The sequence below is a fragment of the Nonomuraea sp. NPDC001699 genome (assembly GCF_053596455.1).
This window is the reverse complement of record NZ_JBSFGF010000004.1, coordinates 138,402-157,817: the sequence shown is the minus strand read 5'-3', so window position 1 is coordinate 157,817 and position 19,416 is coordinate 138,402. Positions and strand designations below refer to the sequence as shown.

The window sequence follows — 19,416 nt, the reverse complement described above, 5'->3', positions numbered from 1 at the left end:
CGGGGCTTCCCCATGCGGACGAGACGGTCCAAGATGAGTTCACCCGGCGAACTCAGGAGTCGTGATGGCGTCGACCGTCCACCGGACCTGCCCGCTCTGCGAGGCCGTCTGCGGCCTGACGCTCACCCTCGACGACGGCGGCCACGTCACCGATGTCCGCGGCGACCGGGACGATCCCTTCAGCAAGGGGTTCATCTGCCCCAAGGGCGCGAGCCTGGGCCGTCTGGACGAGGACCCCGACCGCCTGCGCAGCCCGCTGATCCGCGAGGGCGACCAGTGGCGCGAGGCGAGCTGGGAGGAGGCGTTCGCGGCCGTCGAGCGGGGCCTCGGCCGGGTCACCGAGCGGTACGGGCGTCAGGCGGTCGCGATCTACCTGGGCAACCCCAACGCCCACACCATGGCCGGCGCCCTCTACGCCGGGCCGCTGATCAAGGCGCTCGGCACCCGGAACGTCTACACCGCCGCCACCGCCGACCAGATGCCCAAGCACGTCGCCAGCGGCCTGATGTTCGGCCATCCGCTGGCCGTGCCGGTCCCCGACCTGGACAGGACCGACTACCTGCTCATGCTGGGCGCCAACCCGCTGGAGTCGAACGGCTCGCTGTGCACCGCCCCCGACTTCCCCGGCCGGCTGAAGGCCCTGCGCCGGCGCGGCGGCCGGGTCGTCGTGGTGGACCCGCGCCGGACCAGGACGGCCGCGCTGGCCGACGAGCACGTGTTCGTCCGGCCGGGAACCGATGCGTACCTGCTGTTCGGGATCGTCCACACGCTGTTCGCCGAGGAGCTGGCCAGGCCGTGGCAGGAGGTCAACGGGCTGGCGGAGGTGCGCGAGGCGGCCAAGCACTTCCCGCCCGAGGCGGTCGCCCGGCGCACCGGCGTGCCGGCCACGACGATCGTCCGGCTGGCCAGGGAGCTGGCCGGCGCGCGGACGGCCGCCGTGTACGCCAGGATCGGCACGTGCACGACCGAGTTCGGCACGCTGGCCCAATGGCTCGTGGACGTGCTCAACGTGCTCACCGGCAACCTCGACCGGCCGGGCGGGGCCATGTTCCCCAAGCCGGCGACCGAATTCGGGGCGCGGCGGCGGCCGTACACGGTGGGCCGGTGGCGCAGCCGGGTCAGGGAGCTGCCCGAGGCCAACGGCGAGCTGCCCGTGGCCACGCTGGCCGACGAGATCGAGACGCCGGGCGAGGGCCAGGTCAGGATGCTGGTCACGGTCGCGGGCAATCCCGTGCTGTCCGCGCCGCACGGCGACCGGCTGGACGCGGCCTTCGGCGGGCTCGACTTCATGGTGAGCGTCGATCCGTACCTGAACGAGACCACCCGGCACGCGCACGTCGTCCTGCCGCCGCCGCGCGTCCTGCAGTCGGGGCACTACGACTTCGCGCTGCTCGGGTTCGCCGTACGCAACTACGCCCGCTACTCGCGCCCCGCGCTGCCACTGGACGGACGGCCCGGCGAGGCCGAGATCCTGGCCAGGCTCGCCATGATCGCGTCCGGCATGGAAGGGCGTGCGGAGGACCTGGACGAGTTCCTGATCGGCGAGACGCTGCGCAAGGCCGCGCAGACCCCCGGCTCCGGCGTAGAAGGCCGGGACGCGGCCGAGCTGCGGGCCGGGCTGGACGGCGAGACGGGCGGCGAGCGCAGGCTGGACCTCATGCTCAGGCTCGGCCCGTACGGCGAGTGGTCCGGCCAGGGCGACCTGTCGCTGCGCAAGCTGCTCGACCACCCGCACGGCCTGGACCTCGGCGCGCTGGAGCCCCGGCTGTCCGAGGTGCTGAAGACCGCCTCCGGCCTGATCGAGCTGGCTCCCCCACAGCTCGTCGAGGACGTCGAGCGCCTGCGCGGCAGGCTGGCGGACGAGCCGCCGGAGATCGTCCTGATCGGGCGGCGGCACCTGCGGTCCAACAACAGCTGGCTGCACAACGTGGGCCCGCTGGTCGGCGGGTCGAACACCTGCACGCTCCAGATCAACCCCGCCGACGTGGCCAGGCTCGGCCTGGACGGCAGGGCCGTGGTCACCTCGGCCGCGGGCAGCCTCACGGTGACGCTGGAGCCCACCGACACGATCATGCCGGGCGTCGTCAGCCTGCCGCACGGCTGGGGGCACGCGGGCAGCACGCAGCAGGTGGCGGCGCAACACGCCGGGGTCAACGTGAACGTGCTGACGGACGAATCAGCCCTGGATATCCCAAGTGGTAACGCAGTGTTCAACGGAGTTCCGGTCAGGATTTCACCAACCGGGGTGATCACCGCACATTAGGGTGTCGCGCGTGACTATCGCGCCAGAAGAGGACCGCCTGAACGCCCAGATCGCCTTCGCCGTCGAGATCGACAAGTTGAAGCGGGTCATCCGCCGCAACCATCTGATCGACGGTTCGCGCCGGGAGAACACCGCCGAGCACTCCTGGTACGTGGGCACGCTGGCGATGGTCCTCGGCGAGCACGCCCCGCCGGGAACGGACCTCCAGCGGGTGGTGGCCATGTTACTCGTGCACGACCTGGTCGAGATCGACGCCGGCGACACCTTCGTCTACGACCACGTGGCCGTCGCCGCGCAGGCCGCCGCCGAGACCGCCGCGGCCGACCGCATCTTCGGCCTGCTCCCCGGCGAGCAGGGCGCCCGGCTGCGGGAGCTCTGGGACGAGTTCGAGGCCAGGGTGACGCCGGAGGCCAGGTTCGCCAAGGCGCTCGACCGGTTCGCGCCGATCCTGGCCAACCACCACACCGAGGGCGGCACCTGGCCGCTGTTCAAGGTGACGGCCGGCGAGGTCAGGGAGAAGGTGCGGATCATCCAGGAGGGGTCGGCCTCCCTCGGCGCGTACGCGCTGGAGCTGGTAGAACTCTCCGTGGCCAGGGGACACCTCTCCGAGTGATCCCGTCAAGGCCGGGGTAGGGGACTTGTCGTGAAAGAGACAGTGCGAGCGAGACGTCGGCAATTGCGGGGTTTCGTCGGTCCGGTTGACCTCGCCGATCGACTTGAGAAGTCGAAGGCCATGGACAAACCGATCCGAGGGCTGGCCAAGGTCGTACGCGAGCGCCTGCGTCAGGGCGCCCTGCGCGACCTGCTGCACGGCGTGCCCACGGGCAAACCGCTGCACCCGCCGCTGGCCACGGTCACGCTCGGCTGCTGGCTGTCGGCCGCCGTGCTCGACCTGGCCCACGCCGATCCCCGGGCGAGCCAGCTGCTCCTGGCCACGGGCATCGCCAACGCGCTGCCCACCGCGGCGGCCGGGCTGACCGACTGGTCCTCGCTCCACCGCGAGCAACAGCGCGTCGGGTTCGTCCACATGGCCGCGAACATGGCCGCCCTGGGCCTGATGTCGGCCTCGCTGGTGGCCCGGCTGCGCGGCGCCGAGCGGGCCGGGCGGGTGCTGTCGTACGCGGGGCTCGGGCTGGGCGGGCTGGGCGGCTACCTCGGCGGCCACATGGCCTACCGCCAGGCCGCCGGGGCCAACCACGCCCCGCAGATCACCCATCTCGTCCCGCTGGGCTGGCACGACCTGTGCCCGCTCAAGGACCTGCCGGACGGCCGGCCGGTCGCCCGCAGGCTCGGCTACATCCAGCTCTTCGTGCTGCGCCAGGGCGACGGCGTCACCGTGCTGGCCGACCGCTGCCCGCACCTCGCTGGCCCGCTGCACCAGGGCCGGCTGGTCATGGAGGACGGCGAGGCGTGCGTGGTCTGCCCGTGGCACAGCAGCACGTTCCGGCTGACCGACGGCTCGGTGAAGCACGGTCCCGCGACCGCCCCCGCGCCCATGTTCGAGACCCGCATCCGCCGCGACGGCACGATCCAGGTAAGGCCGGGGTTGACCTGAAGTCGACTTGAGGTCTTACCGTCGGGCCCATGAGCAAAATTCTGGTGACCGGCGCGACCGGCAACGTGGGCAGTCATGTGGTCTCCCAGCTCGCGGAGGCGGGCCTTGAGGTGCGCGCGCTGGTCAGGAACCCCGACAGGGCACGGCTGCCCGCGGGTGTGGAGGCGGTGCGCGGCGACCTGACCGTGCCCGAGTCACTTGAACCGGCGCTGCGGGACATCGAGACCGTCTTCCTGCTGTGGCCCGGCTACTCCGAGGCGGCGACCGCCGGTGCGGTGACGGCGATCGCCAGGCACGCCCGCCGCGTCGTCTACCTGTCCGCCGACGTCGAGGACCTGGCCGACGGCGAGGAGCCGACGCTGTTCCACCAGAGCGTCGAGCGGCTGATCCGGCATTCCACGCTGTCCTGGACGTTCCTGCGCCCCGGCGGCTTCGCGGCCAACACGCTGGGCTGGGCCGGCCAGATCAGGCAGGGGGTCGTGCGCTGGCCGTTCGGGCAGGCGGTCAGGGCGCTGATCCACGAGAAGGACATCGCCGCGGTGGCCGCGCACGTGCTCACCTCCGCCGGGCACACGGGCGGCAAGTACGTGCTCTCCGGCCCCGAGCAGCTCACCCAGGCCGAGCAGGTGCGGATCATCGGCGAGGTGGCCGGGCACGAGGTGCGCTGGGAGGAGCAGCCGCTCGACGAGGCCCGCGAGCACCTGTTGGCCGCCTGGGGCGACCCGGGCTTCGTGGAGGGCGCGCTGAAGGGCTGGGGGGCGGCCGTGCACAACCCCGAGCGGGTGACCGACACGGTCCAGCGGCTGCTCGGCCGGCCCCCGCTGACGTTCCGCCAGTGGGCCGAGGACCACGTGGCGGACTTCCGTTAGTCGTCCCCGGCGGCTTCGTCGGCCGGGTGCTCCACGAGGGCGAGGATCCGGCTGGACATGAAGCGGGCCGTCCGCACGGGCGTGCCGCTGCGGGTGACCTCACTCACCTCCACCAGTCCGCGCCGGTTGGCCACCTCGACGCGCCGGCCCGCGCGGGTGGCCGTGACTTCGTAGGTTCGCGGGGAGCCGCCCGCGTCGATGACGATCTCCACCCGATCACCCTTCATGTACGGATTTATACCCACTTAGTCCGGTATTTATCCGTACATGTGTTTGAGAATCAGCCGTCGCGGTCCTTCGCGGCGGGCGGGCTGAACAGCCCGCCCAGCCCCTCCAGCACCTTGCCCATCTCCGAGGGCACGATCCAGAGCTTGTTGGCGTCGCCCTTGGCGATCTCGGGCAGGGTCTGGAGGTACTGGTAGGCCAGGAGCCGCTGGTCGGGGTTCCCGTCGTGGATGGCCTTGAACACCATGCCGATCGCGTCCGCCTGGCCCTTGGCCCGCATGGCCTGGGCCTCGGCGTCGGCCTGCGCCCGCAGCACGGCGGCCTCCGCCTCGCCCCTGGCACGCAGCACGGCCGCCTGCTTGTCGCCCTCGGCGGCCAGGATCGCCGCCTGGCGCTGCCCCTCGGCGGCCAGCACGGCGGCGCGCTTGTCCCGGTCGGCGCGCATCTGCTTCTCCATCGAGTCCTGGATGGAGGTGGGCGGGTCGATGGCCTTCAGCTCGACCCGGTTGACCCGGATGCCCCACTTGCCGGTGGCCTCGTCGAGGCTGCCGCGCAGCTCGGTGTTGATCTCCTCGCGGGACGTCAGCGTGCGTTCCAGGTCCATGCCGCCGACCACGTTGCGCAGGGTGGTGACCGTGAGCTGCTCGACGCCGATCAGGAAGCTGGCGATCTCGTACGTGGCCGCCTTCGGGTTGGTGACCTGGAAGTAGATGACCGTGTCGATCGACACGACCAGGTTGTCGGACGTGATCACCGGCTGCGGCGGGAACGAGACCACCTGCTCCCGCAGGTCGATCAGCTCCTTGATGCGGTCGACGAACGGGATGACCACGTTGAGCCCGGGGGTCAGCGTGCGGTGGTAGCGGCCCAGCCGTTCGATGACGGCCGCCGTGGCCTGCGGGATGATCCGGATGCTGCGGGCCACGACGAAGCCCATCGCCGCGACGACGACGAGGGCGACGATGAGCTGCTCGGTCGACATGGCGAAGCTCCGAAGTCGAGGGGACCGACTCGGTGCATGATATTTCGTTTCACCTTTAGGCGACCGATATCCGCATAAATGGCGATACAGCGAGGTCAGTGTGCCCTGGCGTACCAGCGGCCCTCGGCACTCCGGTCGAGCGTCAGCGGCACCCCGAACGTCTGGGACAGGTGGTCGGCCGTCATCACGTGTTCGAGCGGCCCCTGCGCCACGACGGACCCGTGGCGGAGCAGCAGCCCGTGCGTGAACCCGCTGGGCACCTCCTCGACGTGATGCGTCACCAGCACCAGCGTCGGCGAGCGGTAGTCGCCCGCCAGCGCCGACAGGCGGCGCACCAGGTCCTCACGGCCGCCCAGGTCGAGGCCGGCGGCCGGCTCGTCGAGCAGCAGCATCTCGGGGTCGGGCATGAGCGCGCGGGCGATCTGCACCCGCTTGCGCTCCCCCTCCGACAGGGTGCCGAACCGCCGCCGGATCAGGTGGGCCGCGCCCATCATGTCGATCAGCTCGACGGCCCTGGTCACGTCGTTGGAGTCGTACTCCTCCGTCCAGCGGCCCATGATGGCGTACGAGGCGGTCAGGACGAGGTCGATGACCTTCTCCTCCGGCGGGATGCGCTCGGCCAGCGCGGCGCTCGCCAGCCCGATGCGCGGCCGCAGGTCGAACACGTCGGTCTGCCCCAGCCGCTCGCCCAGCACCTCGACCACGCCCTCGGTCGGATAGAGCAACGTCGCGGCGACCTGCAACAACGTGGTCTTGCCCGCGCCGTTGGGACCGATGACGACCCAGCGCTCGTCCTCGTTGACCGTCCAGTCGATGCCGCGCAGCAGGGCCGCTCCGTCACGCCTGACGGCGACGTCCTGGAGCCGCAGCACCTGACCACCCATCCCCGTTCCCTTCTTTGGAGTCTCCCTCGGGACAAACCTATTGCAGGGCGAGCGCTTATCGTGGATCGGTGCGCCCTGAATCACCTGTCTGTCCCTCACTGGTCGCCTGGGGCAACGCGTGGCTCTCCGGTCATGTCGGCCTCGACGAGGCAGCTGACCACGTGGAAGCCGTCGCGGGGCCCGTCGTGGCCGGTGACGTCCCGCTGCGTAAATACCTCGCAAACCTGCGGTCCGACGGACTGCACGAATTCCGGCTCGCCCTTCCCGCGCCCGGCGACCCGCTGGGGTTGTCGGGTCCCCCGACGTTCAACTCCTCCGCGCTCGACGCCGGGCAGGCCGCGGTCGCCGTGCTGCGCGACCGGCGGCTCGGGCTGGTGCCCGTCCCCGACCGGCGCGGGTCCTCCTACGTGGGGACGCGGCTGGAGGTGCACGACGCCGGGCCGGTACGCCAGGACCTGCCGTCGCTGGCCGAGGCCGAGCACGAGCTGTCGTCCGCCATGCGCGCCGCCACCGAGGCGCTGACCGGCGTCGGCGGGCCCGTCCAGGCCCGTCCCGACCGGCCCGAGAGCGGCGGCGAACTGGCCCCCGGCTATCCCGCCCGCGCCCACCGCGTCTCCACGCTGGCCACCCGGCTGGCCGCCGTGCTCGTCCTGGCCGGCGACCGCGGGCTCACCTCGTCCCAGGTCGCGGCCGGGGCGGCGGCCCTGCGCGACCTCGACCGGGCCGTCCGCCGCGCGCTCGTGGCCGCCCACCACGCCATCTTCGAGCCGGTACGCAACTCGTAGGCGGCTCAGGACCCGGTCTCCTCCTTCGGCCTCCAGACCCGGATGACCTTGTCCTTGCCGGCCGACACGACGACCGGGTCACCGCCCGTGGGGACGATCCCGACCGCGTACACGCCGTGCTTGTGGGCCTTGACCGGTTTGCCCAGCGGCTTGTGGGTGTCGGGGTCCCAGAGGCGGATGGTCCCGTCGGTCGAGCCGGACACCAGGACCGTGCGCCCGCCCAGGGGACCGAAGGACAAGGAGTAGACGATCTTCTTGTGACCCGACAGGGGTGAGCCGATCGTCTTGCCGGTCTTCGGGTCCCAGATCCGGATCTTCCGGTCCTTCCCGCCGGACGCGATCACAGTCCGGTCGCCGATCCTGCCGACCGCGATCGCGTACACGCCCTTCGTGTGCCCCTTGTACGGCTTTCCGTACGCCTTGTGCCGGGCCACGTCCCACATCCGGACGGTGGAATCCTCGCCGGCCGAGACGACGATCTCGCGGTCACCGATGCGGGTGGCGTTGAGCCAGTTCACCGACCTGCTGTGGGCCTTGACGATCCTGCCGGTCGCCTTGCGCTTCTTCACGTCCCAGAACCGCAGCCAGCCCTTGGCGTCCCCGGTCACGGCGATCCACTTGCGGCCCGTCCTCGTCAGCGCGACCGAGTAGACGGCGTCGCCGTGCCAGCCGAGCACCTTGCCCTTGTGGGTCTTGAGGTTCCACAGGCGCACGCTGCCGTCGTAGCCGCCGGACACCGCCATGGGGGTCTTGCCGACCATGACGGCGGCCACGGCGTACACCTCCTCGCTGTGGCCCTTCATGGTGGCCAGCGGCTTGTGCTTGCCGAGGTCCCACAGGCGGACGCGGCCGTCCTGGCCGCCGGAGACCAGCCAGGTCCGGCCGTCGCCCATGGGCAGGGCCGAGATCGTCTGGACGCCCTTGGTGTGGCCCTTGAGCGACTTGCCGTCCTGCTTGCCGAGGGCGGCGAGCGGGATCGCCTGTGCGGGGGTGGGCGTGGGGGTGGGCGTGAGTGCGGGGCTCGGGGCCGGTGTGGACGGGCTCGCGGACTGGGTCGCGGGCGGGCTCGCGGACTGGGTCACGGGCGGGCTCGCGGACCGGGTCGTGGGCAGGACGGTGGGCAGGCCGGGGCTCGGGGCGATCGTGATGGCTCCGGCCGCGTCGGGGCTCGGCGGGGTTTTCGGGGTGAACATCCTCGGGCCCAGGAACAGCACGCCGCCGGCCAGCGCGAGCGCCACGACGAGCGCGCTGGACACCATGATCGCGCGCCTGCGCCTGGCCTTGGCCTCGTCGGGCGGCACCACGGCGGGGGTGTGCCTGAAGAACGCGTCGTTGCCGCTCCCGGGCGGCTGCGGGCGCGGGCCCATGGGGTAGGGCGGCGGAAGCTGCCGGGGCGGGCCGTAGGGCGCGGGGGGCGTCTGCCGTACGTACCGCGTGTCCCCCTCCCGCTCCGGCCCCTCGAACCGCCCCCCGGCACCCCCCGGTCCGGGCACCCACCCCCCTGCCTCGGGCGGCCCCGCCATCGGCCTACCGGGCGCAGGCGAGCCCGCCACCGGCCCGCCGGGCGCGGGCGGGCCCTGGACCGGCGGGCGCCCGGCAGGGGCCACCGGAGGCGGCGGCGAGTAGGACGCCCCCGACGGATTGGCCCACCCGGTCGCCGCCGGCGCAACCTGCGACGGCCCACCTCCGGGGCCGCCGGGCGCGTGCACAGGAGGCGCAGCCCCCGAAAGCGCGGACCCCGGAAGCCCAGGCCCCGGAGGCGTTGGGCCTGGAGGCGTGGAGCCCGGGGGTGTTGGGAGGGCGGGGGTGGGGTGGGGGTGGTCGGCGGCGAGTTGGGAGCCGGTGGTGAGGGCGACCTCGTCGTCCAGATCGGCCGCCCCCTGGTTCTCCAGCAGGGCGAACAGCGCGTCCGCCGCCGTCGGCCGGTCCTCGGCCCGCTTGCGCAGGCACGCCCGCACCAGGGGCCGCAGCTCGTCGGGCAGCACCGACAGGTCCGGCTCCTCGTTCATCACCCGGTAGATGACCGCAGGCAGGCTGTCCTGCCCGAACGCGGGCCGCCCGGTGGCGGCGTACAGCATGGTGAGAGCCCAGCTGAACAGGTCGGCGGCGGGCTCCACGCGCTCGCCCGAGATCTGCTCCGGCGACATGTACGCCGGCGTCCCCACCACCCCGCTGCTGATCGTCATCGCCGAGTCCAGCGCCCTGGCGATGCCGAAGTCGATCACGCGCGGCCCGTCGGGCCCGAGCAGCACGTTGCTCGGCTTGAAGTCCCTGTGGACGATCCCGGCCCGGTGGATGGCGGCCAGCGCGGTCACGGTGCCCACGGCCAGCCGGTACAGCGCCCCGCCCTGGCGCGGCCCCTCCCGCTGCACCACGACCTGGAGCGAGACCCCGTCGACCAGCTCGCTCACGATGTACGGCTGCTCGCCGTCCATGTTGGCCCCCAGCACCCGCGCGGTGCAGAACTGGGCGACCCGGCGCGCGGCGGCGACCTCGCGCAGGAAACGTTCGCCGTCGAGTCCTGGCTGGTCGAGCAGCGTGTTCAGCAGCTTGATCGCGACGAGCCGCCCGTCGGGCCCCTCCGCCTTGAAGACGACCCCCTGGGCCCCCTTCCCGAGGCGCTCCACCAGCCGGTAGACGCCGAGCGATCGCGGATCGCCGGGCTGTAACGGGTGCGTCTCCGGCACCTGGTCCTCCCCTTGCGCTAAGTCCCCCGATCGCAAGCGTGATGAGCCATGCGAACGCCCGCAAGCCATCCCAAGTCACGAAAGATCATCGCTCTTTGCGAAAAATTTGCCCTACGCAATAATCACGGAGAAGATCGAGGATTTCCAGCACCGTAGGGGGAAGCCGTCACATGCGCAAAAGCTTCAGCCTGTTCTTAGTCAGCGGCCTGGCCGCCGCGCCCTTGGTGGCTCCGGCCCAGGCAGAGGCCGCGACGAACACCACTGTGACCACCACTGTGACCACGACTACGGCTGCGACTGCGACGACGCACGCCGTCGCGGCCAAGCCGTTCTCGAACTTCAAAATCTCCTTGAAGTACAACAATCGCACCAAACGTGGTGGAAAGATCACGTACTACCTCAAAGCGAAGAACCTGGGGCCGTACTACGCCGACTATTACTGGATCGGCGGACAGGTACCCAAGGGCGTCGTGCCGACGCTGCGCTGGGGGGCGCCGAAGGGCACGAAGTGCACCTGGGAGGACCGCTGGTTCTGGTGCTGGGGCAAGTTCGTCCTGCAGAAGGGCAAGACGGACTGGCTGAACTTCCAGGTCACCATGAAGAAGGGCACCAAGGGCGTGGCCGTCGCCAAGCTCGGCGTCATCGCGTACGACGTCGACCAGGGCATGGAGAACATCGACAAGGAAGAGCTCAAGCGCCTCGGCATCAAGGGCTACTACTGGCTCAGGACCGCCAAGACCAAGATCGTGGTGCCGCCGCGCAAGCCCACGAAGCGCTGGACGCCGCCGCCTCCCGTCAAGGAGTTCAACCCGCCGGCCAGCCACGAGGAGTCGAACAAGAAGAAGGACACCTGACCGGCTGATCAGGCCAGGCCGTGTCGTACGGCGTACAGCGCGGCCTGGGTCCGGTCCTGGACGCCCAGCTTCATCAGCACGTTCGACACGTGGGTCTTGACCGTCTTCTCCGCGACGGCGAGACTCCGCGCGATCTCCCTGTTGGACCGCCCGGCCGCGATCAGCGCGAGCACCTCGCGCTCGCGCTCGGTCAGCGGCGCCGGCCCCGGCGCGGCGGCGGACGCGGCCGCCGGGGCGGACAACATCGCCTCGGCCGCCTCCGGCGCGAGCAGCACCTGTCCGTTGTGCACCGCGCGCACAGCCTGGACCAGCGCGGACGGATCGACGTCCTTGTAGAGGAAGCCCGAGGCCCCCGCCCGCATCGCCGGGCCGACGTCGGACCGGTCGCTCACCGACGTCAGCACCACCACCCGCGTGGCCGAGCCGGTCAGGCGCTCCAGCGCGCCGAGCCCGTCGAGCACCGGCATCTTCAGGTCGAGCAGCAGCACGTCGGGCGCCAGCTCGCCGGCCAGCTCGACGGCCTGCGCGCCGTCGGCCGCCTCGCCGACGACCGTGATGTCGTCCTGGAGGTCGAGGAACGTCCGCAGCCCCTGCCGGACCACCGGATGATCGTCGGCGATCAGCACCCGGATCACACGCCCACCTCCACGCGTACGGTGGTCCCCTGGCCGGGCGCCGAGGAGACCGTCATGACACCGCCGACCGACTCGGCCCGGTCGCGCATCGACACCAGTCCGAGGCCGCGCGACTCGCCCTGCTCGAAGCCGTCGCCGTCGTCGTGGACGGTCAGCGCCAGCGCCCCGCCCTCGAAGACCAGGCGTACGGAGACCCGCGAGGCCCCCGAGTGCCTGAGCGCGTTGTGCAGCGCCTCCTGGGCCACCCGCAGCACGGCCACCTCCACCGGCGGGTCGAGCGGCGGCAGCTCGTCGCACTCGAACGTGACCGGCGAAGGGTGGAGCCGGTCGAGCAGGCGCACGTGCTTGCGCAACGTCTCGGCCAGCCCGTGGCGGTCGAGCTCGGCCGGACGCAGCTCGACGATCACCGCGCGCAGCTCCGACAACGCCTCCCCGGCCAGCCGCTGCACGCGCTCCAGCTCGGCCTTGGCCTGCTCGGGGGCCTTGTCCAGCATGGTGGCAGCGGCCTGGGCGGTCAGCCTGAGCGAGAACAGCTTCTGGGTGACCGCGTCGTGCAGCTCGCGGGCCATCCGGTTGCGCTCCTCCAGCATGGCCAGCTCGCGCCCGCGCTCGTAGAGCCTGGCGTTGGTGAGCGCGATGGCGGCGTGCGCGGCGAACAGCGTCAGCAGCTCCTGGTCCTCCTGCGTGAAGCCGCCGGGGGTGCGCTTGTTGGCCAGGAAGATGATGCCGATCACCTGCTCGGCGTCGCGGATCGGCACGCCGAGGAAGTCCTTCATCACCGGATGGGCCTTCGGCCACCACTCGAACCGCGGGTCCTCCCGCAGGTCGGGCAGCCGGGCCGGGGTGCCCTCGCGGAGCATCGCGCCGAGCATGCCGTGCTGCCTGGGCAGCGGGCCGATGGCCTCCCACTGCTTGTCGGTCATGCCCTCGGCGACGAACTCGGCGAACGAGCCGTCGTCGTCGGGCACGCCCAGGGCGGCGTAGCGGGCGTCGAGGAGGCGCTGCGCCGACCGTACGATGACCTGGAGCACCTCGCGGACCGACAGGTGGCGGGTGACCGCGAGCACGGCGGAGCTCACCGCCTGAAGGATCTCGTCTCGGTCCGGTGAGCTCACGGACCCACTCTAGGGTCCCGCTCCGGGAGCGGGGTCCTAGGACGATGTGCCCAGGCGAAGCGGGCCCTGCGCCCGATGCCCGCGCGGCGCGCCGATCCTAGCGTCGAGGGCATGACGAACACCGCTCTCATCACCGGCGCCTCCCGCGGTCTCGGCCTCGCCCTGGCGAGGTCCCTGGCGGAGGCGGGCTGGAACCTCGTGCTCACCGCCCGCGGCGCGGACGAGCTGCGCCGGGTCGCGGACGAGCTGGGCGCCACCGCGATCCCCGGCGACGTGACCGACCCCGAGCACGTCGCCCGGCTGGGACAGGCCGCGCCCGAGCTGGACCTCCTGGTCAACAACGCCGGCGACCTCGGGACGACCCCGCTGCCGCCGCTGGCGGGCTACCCGCTGGAGGCGTTCCGGGTCCTGCTGGAGACGAACGTGACCGCGCCGCTCGCGCTGGTCCAGGCCACGCTGCCGGCCCTGCGCGCGGCGGGCGGGGCCGTGGTCAACATCACCTCCGACGCCGCCACGGGCGCCTACGAGGGCTGGGGCGGCTACGGCGCGACCAAGGCCGCCCTGGAGCAGCTGTCGAACGTGCTGTCCGCCGAGGAGCCCGCCGTACGGGTCTGGTGGGTCGATCCCGGCGAGATGAACACCCGCATGCTCGCCGACGCCGTCGGGGAGCAGGAGGCGTCGTCGGCCGCCGACCCCGCCAAGGTGGCCGCGGCCCTGCGCGACCTGGTCAGCTCCCGGCCGGCGAGCGGAAAGGTGAGCCTGCAATGACGGCGCTGCTGGACTTCGCGCTGCCCGCCGACCTGTCGGCCCACGAGCCGCCCGAGGCGCGCGGGCTGGCCAGGGACGCGGTGCGCCTGATGGTCTCGCGCGGCGAGGCCGAGCCCGTCCACCACCGGTTCGGCGACCTGCCCGGACTGCTCGACCCCGGCGACCTGATCGTGGTCAACAACTCGGCGACGTTGCCCGCGGCGGTCCGGCTCGACCGGCTCGCGGTGCACTTCTCGACCGCCCGCGAGGACGGCACCTGGCTGGTCGAGCTGCGCCGCAGGACGGCCAAGGCGTCCGAGCCGTACGGGGGCGGCGAGCCGGGCGAGTGGCTGCCGCTGCCGGGCCGGGCCACGCTGCGGCTGATCGAACGGGAGACGCCGCGGTTGTGGCGGGCGCGGCTGGACCGGGACGTGCTGCCGTACCTGCGCGAGCACGGCCGGCCGATCCGCTACTCGTACGTGCCGGCCGACTGGCCCATCGACGCCTACCAGACCGTGTTCGCCACCGTGCCGGGCAGCGCGGAGATGCCGAGCGCGGCCCGGCCATTCACCCCCGAGCTGGTCACCGCGCTGGTCTCGCGGGGCGTGACGATCGCGCCCGTCACGCTGCACACCGGCGTGGCCTCGCCCGAGAAGGACGAGCGTCCCTACGCCGAACGGTACGAGGTGCCCGCCGCCACCGCCCGCCTGGTGAACCTGACCCGGCTGAACGGCGGCCGGGTGATCGCCGCGGGCACGACCGTCGTCCGGGCCCTGGAGACCGCCGTGGGCCCGGAGGGCCAGGTCAGCGCCTCCTCCGGCTGGACCCGGCACGTCGTCACCCCGGCCTCCGGCGTACGGGCGGTCACCGGGCTCATCACCGGGCTGCACGAGCCGCGATCCAGTCACCTGCTCATGCTGACGGCGATCGCGGGCGAGAAAGCGCTGGCGCGCGCGTACGAAGAGGCGCTGCGGAAGGGATATCTGTGGCACGAGTTTGGCGACACGCACTTGATTCTGGATAAATAAGCTTTACACGGATTTTGCCCTCGTGATAGGAACAGCCGACATTTACGGGGGCTTGTTCGTGTGCGTCCCCGTGCCACTTCCTCACCGGAGACGTAATGCGCAACTCCCTCACTAAGGTCGCCTCGCTGGCTTTGCTGGCCGGTGCGCTGATTGTTCCGGCGGTGCCCGCCTCCGCCACCACGACGGCCACCGCCGCCCACACCGCCAAGGTCGCCGACGACCCGTTCGCGGTCTTCGACATCAACCTGAAGGCGTCCAAGACGGCCAAGGCGGGCGGCCTGATCAAGTACAGCCTCAAGGCGACCAACACCGGCCCGTACTCGGCCGACGCCTGGTTCGTGGGCGGCCAGTTCCCGAAGGGCGTGGACCTCCGGAAGATCCGCTACAACGCCCCCAAGGGCACCATCTGCGCCCTCGACGGCCGCGCCCTGTACTGCAGCGTCCCCTACGTCCTGGAGAAGGACGACTGGGTCCGTCTGGACTTCTACGCGAAGCTGAAGAAGAGCGCCGCGGGCACGCAGAAGGCGACCCTCGGCGTGATCACGTACGACGTCCAGCAGGGCATGTGGGACCAGGAGAAGGGCACGTGGTCGCTGGCCCAGGAGGAGCTTGAGCGCCTCGGCATCCCCGAGCGCGGCTACGCCAAGACCGCGAAGACCAGGATCGTCCGCTAGTCCTCGCGACCGCTGCGCCCGTGTCCGAATGGCGAGCCTGCTGCGCGGGCACGGGACCGGGCGCAGTACCGTGGCTGGATGTGGACCAGCGCACCCTCCTGATCACCCTGACCGGCCCCGACCGGCCCGGTGTCACCTCCAGGCTCTTCTCCGTGCTGTCCGGGTTCCCGGTGACGGTCGCGGACATCGAACAGGTCGTCATCCGCGGCAGACTCACGCTCGGCGTGCTCGTCGCCTACGCCGGCGGCCCGTCCACCGGCACGGGCACCACCCTCGGCGCGATGTGGACCGCCGTCGAGCGGGTGGCGGAAGACCTCGGCATGGAGGTCGAGCTCTCCACCGGCTCCCAGACCAAGGAACAGCGCCGCCGCGGCCGCCTGTCGGTCAGCGTGCTGGGCGCCACCCTCCAGCCCGCCGCCATCGCGGGCATCGCCGGCCGCATCGCCGCCGCCGGCGCCAACATCGACCGCATCGAACGCCTCGCCCAGTGGCCCGTCACCTGCATCGAGCTGTCGGTCTCCGGCGCCAACCCGACCGCCCTGCGCGTCGAGCTGGCCGCCGAGGCCGCCGCCCAGGAGGTCGACGTCGCCGTCCAGCGCACCGGCCTGTCCCGCCGGGCCAAGCGGCTCATCGTCATGGACGTCGACTCCACCCTCATCCAGGGCGAGGTCATCGAGCTGCTGGCCGCGCACGCCGGCTGCCTCGACGAGGTCGCCAGGGTCACCGAGCAGGCCATGCGCGGCGAGCTCGACTTCGCCGAGTCGCTGCGCCGCCGGGTCGCGCTGCTCGAAGGGCTGCCCGCCGAGGTCTTCGAGCAGGTGCGCCAGGAGGTCGTGCTCACGCCCGGCGCCCGCACCCTCGTCCGTACGCTCAAGCGCCTCGACTACCGCTTCGCCATCGTCAGCGGCGGCTTCACCCAGATCACCGACGCCCTGGTCGAGGAGCTGGGCATCGACTACTCGGCGGCGAACGTCCTGGAGGTCATCGACGGGAAGCTGACCGGCCGCGTCGTCGGCGAGATCGTCGACCGTCCGGGCAAGGCCCGGGCCCTGGAGCGGTTCGCCCGGGAGGCCAAGCTGCCCATCTCCCAGACGGTGGCCATCGGCGACGGCGCCAACGACCTCGACATGATCGCCGCGGCCGGGCTGGGCATCGCCTTCAACGCCAAGCCCGTCGTCCGGCAGGCGGCCGACACCGCGGTCAACACGCCCTACCTCGACTCGATCCTCTACCTGCTGGGCATCTCCAGGGACGAGGTCGAGGCCGCCGACGCCGAGGACGGCGTGCTCACGTCCTGAACCGGGCGGTGACCTCGGCGGCCAGGTCGAGCGCGTCCTTGCAGAGCGACCTGAGCGCCGGGTGGGCGGTCACCGCGTGCCGCAGCCGCCTGCGCACCGCCGTGCCCTCGCCCGCCACCGCCTCCTCCATCAGCGAGCTGACCTCCCGCGCCACGTCGTCGAGCTCCGACTCGAAGGCGTCGGCCGCGGGCGGCGGCTCCCGCTCCCGTACGGCCTGCCCCACGGCGTCCAGCCGGTCGGCCACCGCGTCCAGGACGCCCGCTGTGGCGTCCGAACCCGGCTCGGCCCCGCGCAGCACGGCGCCGAGCAGGATCGCGTCGTCCCTGAGCTTCCTGGCCAGCGTCAGCGCGGCGCGCAGCTCGGCCGGCGCGCTGCCGCCCGGCTCCTTGTCCAGCTTGTCCAGCGACTCGCGCAGCCGGTCGGACGCCATCCCGGCGGACTCCGTACGGTCGGGCAGCCGGTCCAGGTCGCGTTCGGCCAGCGTGCGGATGAGGTGGCCGTGCTCGCGCAGCAGTTCGGCGGACAGGCCGCGCAGCCGTCCGGCCTGGCCGCGCGGCCACAGCAGCCGCGCCGCCACCAGCGCCAGCACGCCGCCGCCCGCGGTGAGCGCCAGCCTGATCCCCGCCGCCTCCCAGTCGAGCCGGGTCGAGAAGTCGGTGAGCATCATGGCCAGCGGCGTCGCGAAGACCGACCAGTAGCCGTAGCTCACCTCGCGCAGCGCGAACCCGAGCATGCCGAACACCAGCACCGTCCCCACGATCGTGTACGGCCCCGGCACCGCCGCCAGGATCAGCGCCGCCCCCGCCGCGCCCGCCACGGTGCCCGCCACCCGCAGCACCACCCGCTCGACCGTGTCCCCGTAGGTGGGCCGCACCGCCAGCAGCACGGTGAACACGAACCATTTGCCGTACTGCTCGTGCACCCCCAGTATCAACGCCAGCGCCACGGCGGCGGTGATCCCCAACCGTCCGGCATGCTCGGGCCCCGAGCCTCCGGGCGCCGGCTTCCACGCCATCCCCGGCTGCTTCCCCGACAGCCCGCCGCGGTCCGCCGTACGTTTCCCGGTCAGCACCCCACTTTTCCAGGTCGGCACCCCGCGACCCGCCGCGTGTTTCCAGGTCGGCACCCCACGGCCCGCCGCGCGTTTCCAGGGCAGGCCGGGCAGGACGCCGCGGCCTGCCGGAGGCGTGTGGCGGGCGGCCAGGGAGCCCACCGTGCGCACTCCCAGCGCGATCCGGTCCAGGCAGCGCCGGGCCTGCCCGAGCACCGCGCCGCTGCGCAGCGCCGCCGGGTCGCCGGCGGGCTCGCGCGCGGCCAGGCGCTCGGCGTAGTCGGCGGTGACAGCCAGCGCCTCCACCGCCCCGGCCCGCCGCCCGTCCGCGGCCACCCGCAGGTCCGCGGCCAGCGTCGTGGCCACGTCGTCGATCCCGTCCTGCTCGTCCGGGGCCGCCGCGCGCAGGGCGCGCAGCGCCACCGTCTCGTGGAAGATGCGGACCAGCGCCTTCACGTACGCGTCGGCGGACCTGCCGGTCGCGTCCATGCTCTCGAACGCCGCCGACGCCGTGGCCGCGGCGCCCAGGGCCTTGGACGCGCGTTCCCTGAGGTCGTCCCAGCCGTCCCGGCCGTCCCGGTGGTGGCGATCGTCGCGGCCGTCGCCGGCCAGCCCGTCGAGCAGCCCGGCCGTCGCCTGGACGGCCTCGTCCAGCGCCGTCGTCAGCGGGTCGAACCGGCGCAGCGGCCACAGGGCCAGGGCCAGCACGGCGTACAGGAGGCCGCCGAGCACCATCAGCTCGGGCGGCCCGAAGCCCGCGGGCACCGCCAGGTAGAACCCGGTGACCAGGGCGAACGCGGGCGGCGTGCCCACCGTACGCCACCTTGCGCCCGCCGCCGCGGCCAGCCCGAGCGCCAGCACCGCCCACCAGGGCCGGTCCGCCAGGAACAGGCCCAGCCAGCACCCGGCCGCGATCAGCACGATCTTGATGGCCATGAACCGCGCCCGCGCCGCGTACGGCTGCCCGTACGTGTCCCCGAACGCCGTCAGGTACGCCCCGAGAGCCAGGAAGGCCCCCGACTGCGGCCGCCCCGCCAGCACCCCGGCCAGCAGCGGCCCCGCCACCGCGAGCCCGCACAGCAGCCCGTAGCCCCAGGGGGGACGCGCGGGCAGCGAGAAGCCGTCACGCAGCGCTCTGGCGGCCCCCCGCATAGGCGTCGCCCCCGGTCAGTGCTCCTTGGGATCCCAGTGGGTGACCAGGCGTCCCTCCCCCGGCCACAGGTCTACCCACGCGGCCTCCACCTGGATCACCGCGAACGCCCCCGGCCGGAAGCCGTAGTCGCCGCCGCCCAGTTGCAGGGCCAGCTCGTGCACCGCGGGATTGTGCCCGCACAACACGACCGTGCCCAGCTCGGGGTCGGTCCTGTGGACCAGTTCGAGCAGTTCCTCTGGATAAGCCTGGTAGATGTCGCGCTCGTAGCTGATCTCCATGCCCGGAAAGGCCAGCTCGGCCGTACGCCTGGTTCGCAGCGCGGGCGAGCAGAGCACCGCGTCGGGACTCAGCCCGGCCGCCCTGATCTCGTCGCCGGCGCGACCGGCGTCCCGCTCGCCGCGCTCGGTCAGCGGACGTTCGCGGTCGGCGAGACCGGGCACCTGCGCGGCCTTGGCATGGCGGAGCAGTATCAGGGTCCGCATCACGTCATCCCCTCGACGCCCAGATCCCGAGCCCGACGATCACGGCCAGGATGGCCAGCATCGCCAGCAGGATCAGGACCAGCGTCTTGCCCCCCGAGGGCCGGTTGTCGTCTTCCACCCGCCCAGTTT

19 protein-coding genes are annotated in these 19,416 nt (G+C 72.4%); 10 read left to right on the top strand and 9 right to left on the bottom strand.

Translation table 11 applies throughout. The features are described 5' to 3' along the window. Window positions 1–64 precede the first annotated feature (64 nt). The 4 genes from ACWCSU_RS14105 (at window position 65) to ACWCSU_RS14090 (ending at window position 4,687) form a co-directional block, all read left to right on the top strand. Window positions 65–2,263 carry a molybdopterin-dependent oxidoreductase gene (locus ACWCSU_RS14105; RefSeq protein ID WP_449935272.1) on the top strand — a complete coding sequence of 733 codons (2,199 nt, stop codon included), beginning with the start codon at window positions 65–67 and terminating at the stop codon, window positions 2,261–2,263. Between the two features lies 1 nt (window position 2,264). After that, the gene (locus ACWCSU_RS14100; RefSeq protein ID WP_357692520.1) at window positions 2,265–2,876 is read left to right on the top strand and encodes an HD domain-containing protein; all 612 of its coding nucleotides are present in this window, start codon (window positions 2,265–2,267) and stop codon (window positions 2,874–2,876) included. A 120-nt stretch (window positions 2,877–2,996) separates the two neighbouring features. Next, window positions 2,997–3,818 (top strand): Rieske 2Fe-2S domain-containing protein, encoded by an 822-nt coding sequence (locus ACWCSU_RS14095; protein ID WP_449935268.1) that lies wholly within the window; start codon window positions 2,997–2,999, stop codon window positions 3,816–3,818. 29 nt (window positions 3,819–3,847) lie between these two features. Beyond that, window positions 3,848–4,687, top strand: a complete 840-nt coding sequence (locus tag ACWCSU_RS14090) for an NAD(P)H-binding protein (protein WP_449935266.1) — start codon at window positions 3,848–3,850, stop codon at window positions 4,685–4,687. Here ACWCSU_RS14090 and ACWCSU_RS14085 read toward each other — a convergent pair. From ACWCSU_RS14085 to ACWCSU_RS14075, 3 genes are all read right to left on the bottom strand, one after another. Beyond that, window positions 4,684–4,914, bottom strand: a complete 231-nt coding sequence (locus tag ACWCSU_RS14085; RefSeq protein ID WP_352319104.1) for a hypothetical protein — start codon at window positions 4,912–4,914, stop codon at window positions 4,684–4,686. The two genes, ACWCSU_RS14090 and ACWCSU_RS14085, sit on opposite strands and share 4 nt — an antisense overlap. Window positions 4,915–4,967: 53 nt before the next feature. Next, the gene (locus ACWCSU_RS14080) at window positions 4,968–5,894 is read right to left on the bottom strand and encodes an SPFH domain-containing protein (RefSeq protein ID WP_364082683.1); all 927 of its coding nucleotides are present in this window, start codon (window positions 5,892–5,894) and stop codon (window positions 4,968–4,970) included. A gap of 95 nt (window positions 5,895–5,989) precedes the next feature. Continuing rightward, window positions 5,990–6,778, bottom strand: coding sequence for an ABC transporter ATP-binding protein (locus ACWCSU_RS14075; RefSeq protein ID WP_364082686.1), 789 nt, complete (start codon window positions 6,776–6,778; stop codon window positions 5,990–5,992). 161 nt (window positions 6,779–6,939) lie between these two features. On the opposite strand from ACWCSU_RS14075, the gene ACWCSU_RS14070 reads away from it, so the two are divergent. Next, a complete protein-coding gene (locus ACWCSU_RS14070; RefSeq protein WP_449935262.1) occupies window positions 6,940–7,563 on the top strand; it encodes a hypothetical protein in 624 nt (207 codons plus the stop codon). Between the two features lie 5 nt (window positions 7,564–7,568). On the opposite strand, the gene ACWCSU_RS14065 is transcribed toward ACWCSU_RS14070, so the two are convergent. Together ACWCSU_RS14065 and ACWCSU_RS14060 are read right to left on the bottom strand one after the other, a co-directional pair. Next, complete coding sequence (locus tag ACWCSU_RS14065) at window positions 7,569–10,250, bottom strand: protein kinase domain-containing protein (protein ID WP_449935260.1); 2,682 nt, start codon at window positions 10,248–10,250, stop codon at window positions 7,569–7,571. A gap of 166 nt (window positions 10,251–10,416) precedes the next feature. Beyond that, window positions 10,417–10,611 carry a hypothetical protein gene (locus ACWCSU_RS14060; RefSeq protein WP_449935259.1) on the bottom strand — a complete coding sequence of 65 codons (195 nt, stop codon included), beginning with the start codon at window positions 10,609–10,611 and terminating at the stop codon, window positions 10,417–10,419. On the opposite strand from ACWCSU_RS14060, the gene ACWCSU_RS14055 reads away from it, so the two are divergent. Further along, entirely contained in the window at window positions 10,601–11,104 is a 504-nt protein-coding gene (locus tag ACWCSU_RS14055) for a hypothetical protein (RefSeq protein WP_357692537.1), read from the top strand. The two genes, ACWCSU_RS14060 and ACWCSU_RS14055, sit on opposite strands and share 11 nt — an antisense overlap. A gap of 8 nt (window positions 11,105–11,112) precedes the next feature. Here ACWCSU_RS14055 and ACWCSU_RS14050 read toward each other — a convergent pair whose 3' ends face one another. Both ACWCSU_RS14050 and ACWCSU_RS14045 read right to left on the bottom strand, forming a co-directional pair. Beyond that, window positions 11,113–11,739 (bottom strand): response regulator transcription factor, encoded by a 627-nt coding sequence (locus ACWCSU_RS14050; RefSeq protein WP_357692540.1) that lies wholly within the window; start codon window positions 11,737–11,739, stop codon window positions 11,113–11,115. Then, complete coding sequence (locus tag ACWCSU_RS14045) at window positions 11,736–12,854, bottom strand: GAF domain-containing protein (protein WP_449935256.1); 1,119 nt, start codon at window positions 12,852–12,854, stop codon at window positions 11,736–11,738. Before ACWCSU_RS14045 ends, ACWCSU_RS14050 begins: the two co-directional genes overlap by 4 nt. A 111-nt stretch (window positions 12,855–12,965) precedes the next feature. Between ACWCSU_RS14045 and ACWCSU_RS14040 the strand changes: the two genes are divergently transcribed. The 4 genes from ACWCSU_RS14040 (at window position 12,966) to serB (ending at window position 16,601) form a co-directional block, all read left to right on the top strand. Further along, entirely contained in the window at window positions 12,966–13,622 is a 657-nt protein-coding gene (locus tag ACWCSU_RS14040) for an SDR family oxidoreductase (RefSeq protein ID WP_449935253.1), read from the top strand. Continuing rightward, a complete protein-coding gene (locus tag ACWCSU_RS14035) occupies window positions 13,619–14,629 on the top strand; it encodes an S-adenosylmethionine:tRNA ribosyltransferase-isomerase (protein ID WP_449935250.1) in 1,011 nt (336 codons plus the stop codon). Before ACWCSU_RS14040 ends, ACWCSU_RS14035 begins: the two co-directional genes overlap by 4 nt. Before the next feature lie 95 nt (window positions 14,630–14,724). Then, on the top strand, window positions 14,725–15,303 hold the full coding sequence (locus ACWCSU_RS14030; RefSeq protein ID WP_357692551.1) for a hypothetical protein: 579 nt from the start codon (window positions 14,725–14,727) through the stop codon (window positions 15,301–15,303). An 80-nt stretch (window positions 15,304–15,383) separates the two neighbouring features. Beyond that, complete coding sequence (gene serB / locus ACWCSU_RS14025; RefSeq protein ID WP_357692554.1) at window positions 15,384–16,601, top strand: phosphoserine phosphatase SerB; 1,218 nt, start codon at window positions 15,384–15,386, stop codon at window positions 16,599–16,601. On the opposite strand, the gene ACWCSU_RS14020 is transcribed toward serB, so the two are convergent. Continuing rightward, window positions 16,591–18,804: an FUSC family protein gene (locus tag ACWCSU_RS14020; protein WP_449935248.1), complete on the bottom strand. Its 2,214-nt coding sequence runs from the start codon at window positions 18,802–18,804 to the stop codon at window positions 16,591–16,593. The genes serB and ACWCSU_RS14020 overlap by 11 nt on opposite strands. A gap of 15 nt (window positions 18,805–18,819) precedes the next feature. Further along, on the bottom strand, window positions 18,820–19,287 hold the full coding sequence (locus ACWCSU_RS14015) for a SixA phosphatase family protein (RefSeq protein ID WP_364082712.1): 468 nt from the start codon (window positions 19,285–19,287) through the stop codon (window positions 18,820–18,822). Between the last annotated feature and the right edge of the window lie 129 nt (window positions 19,288–19,416).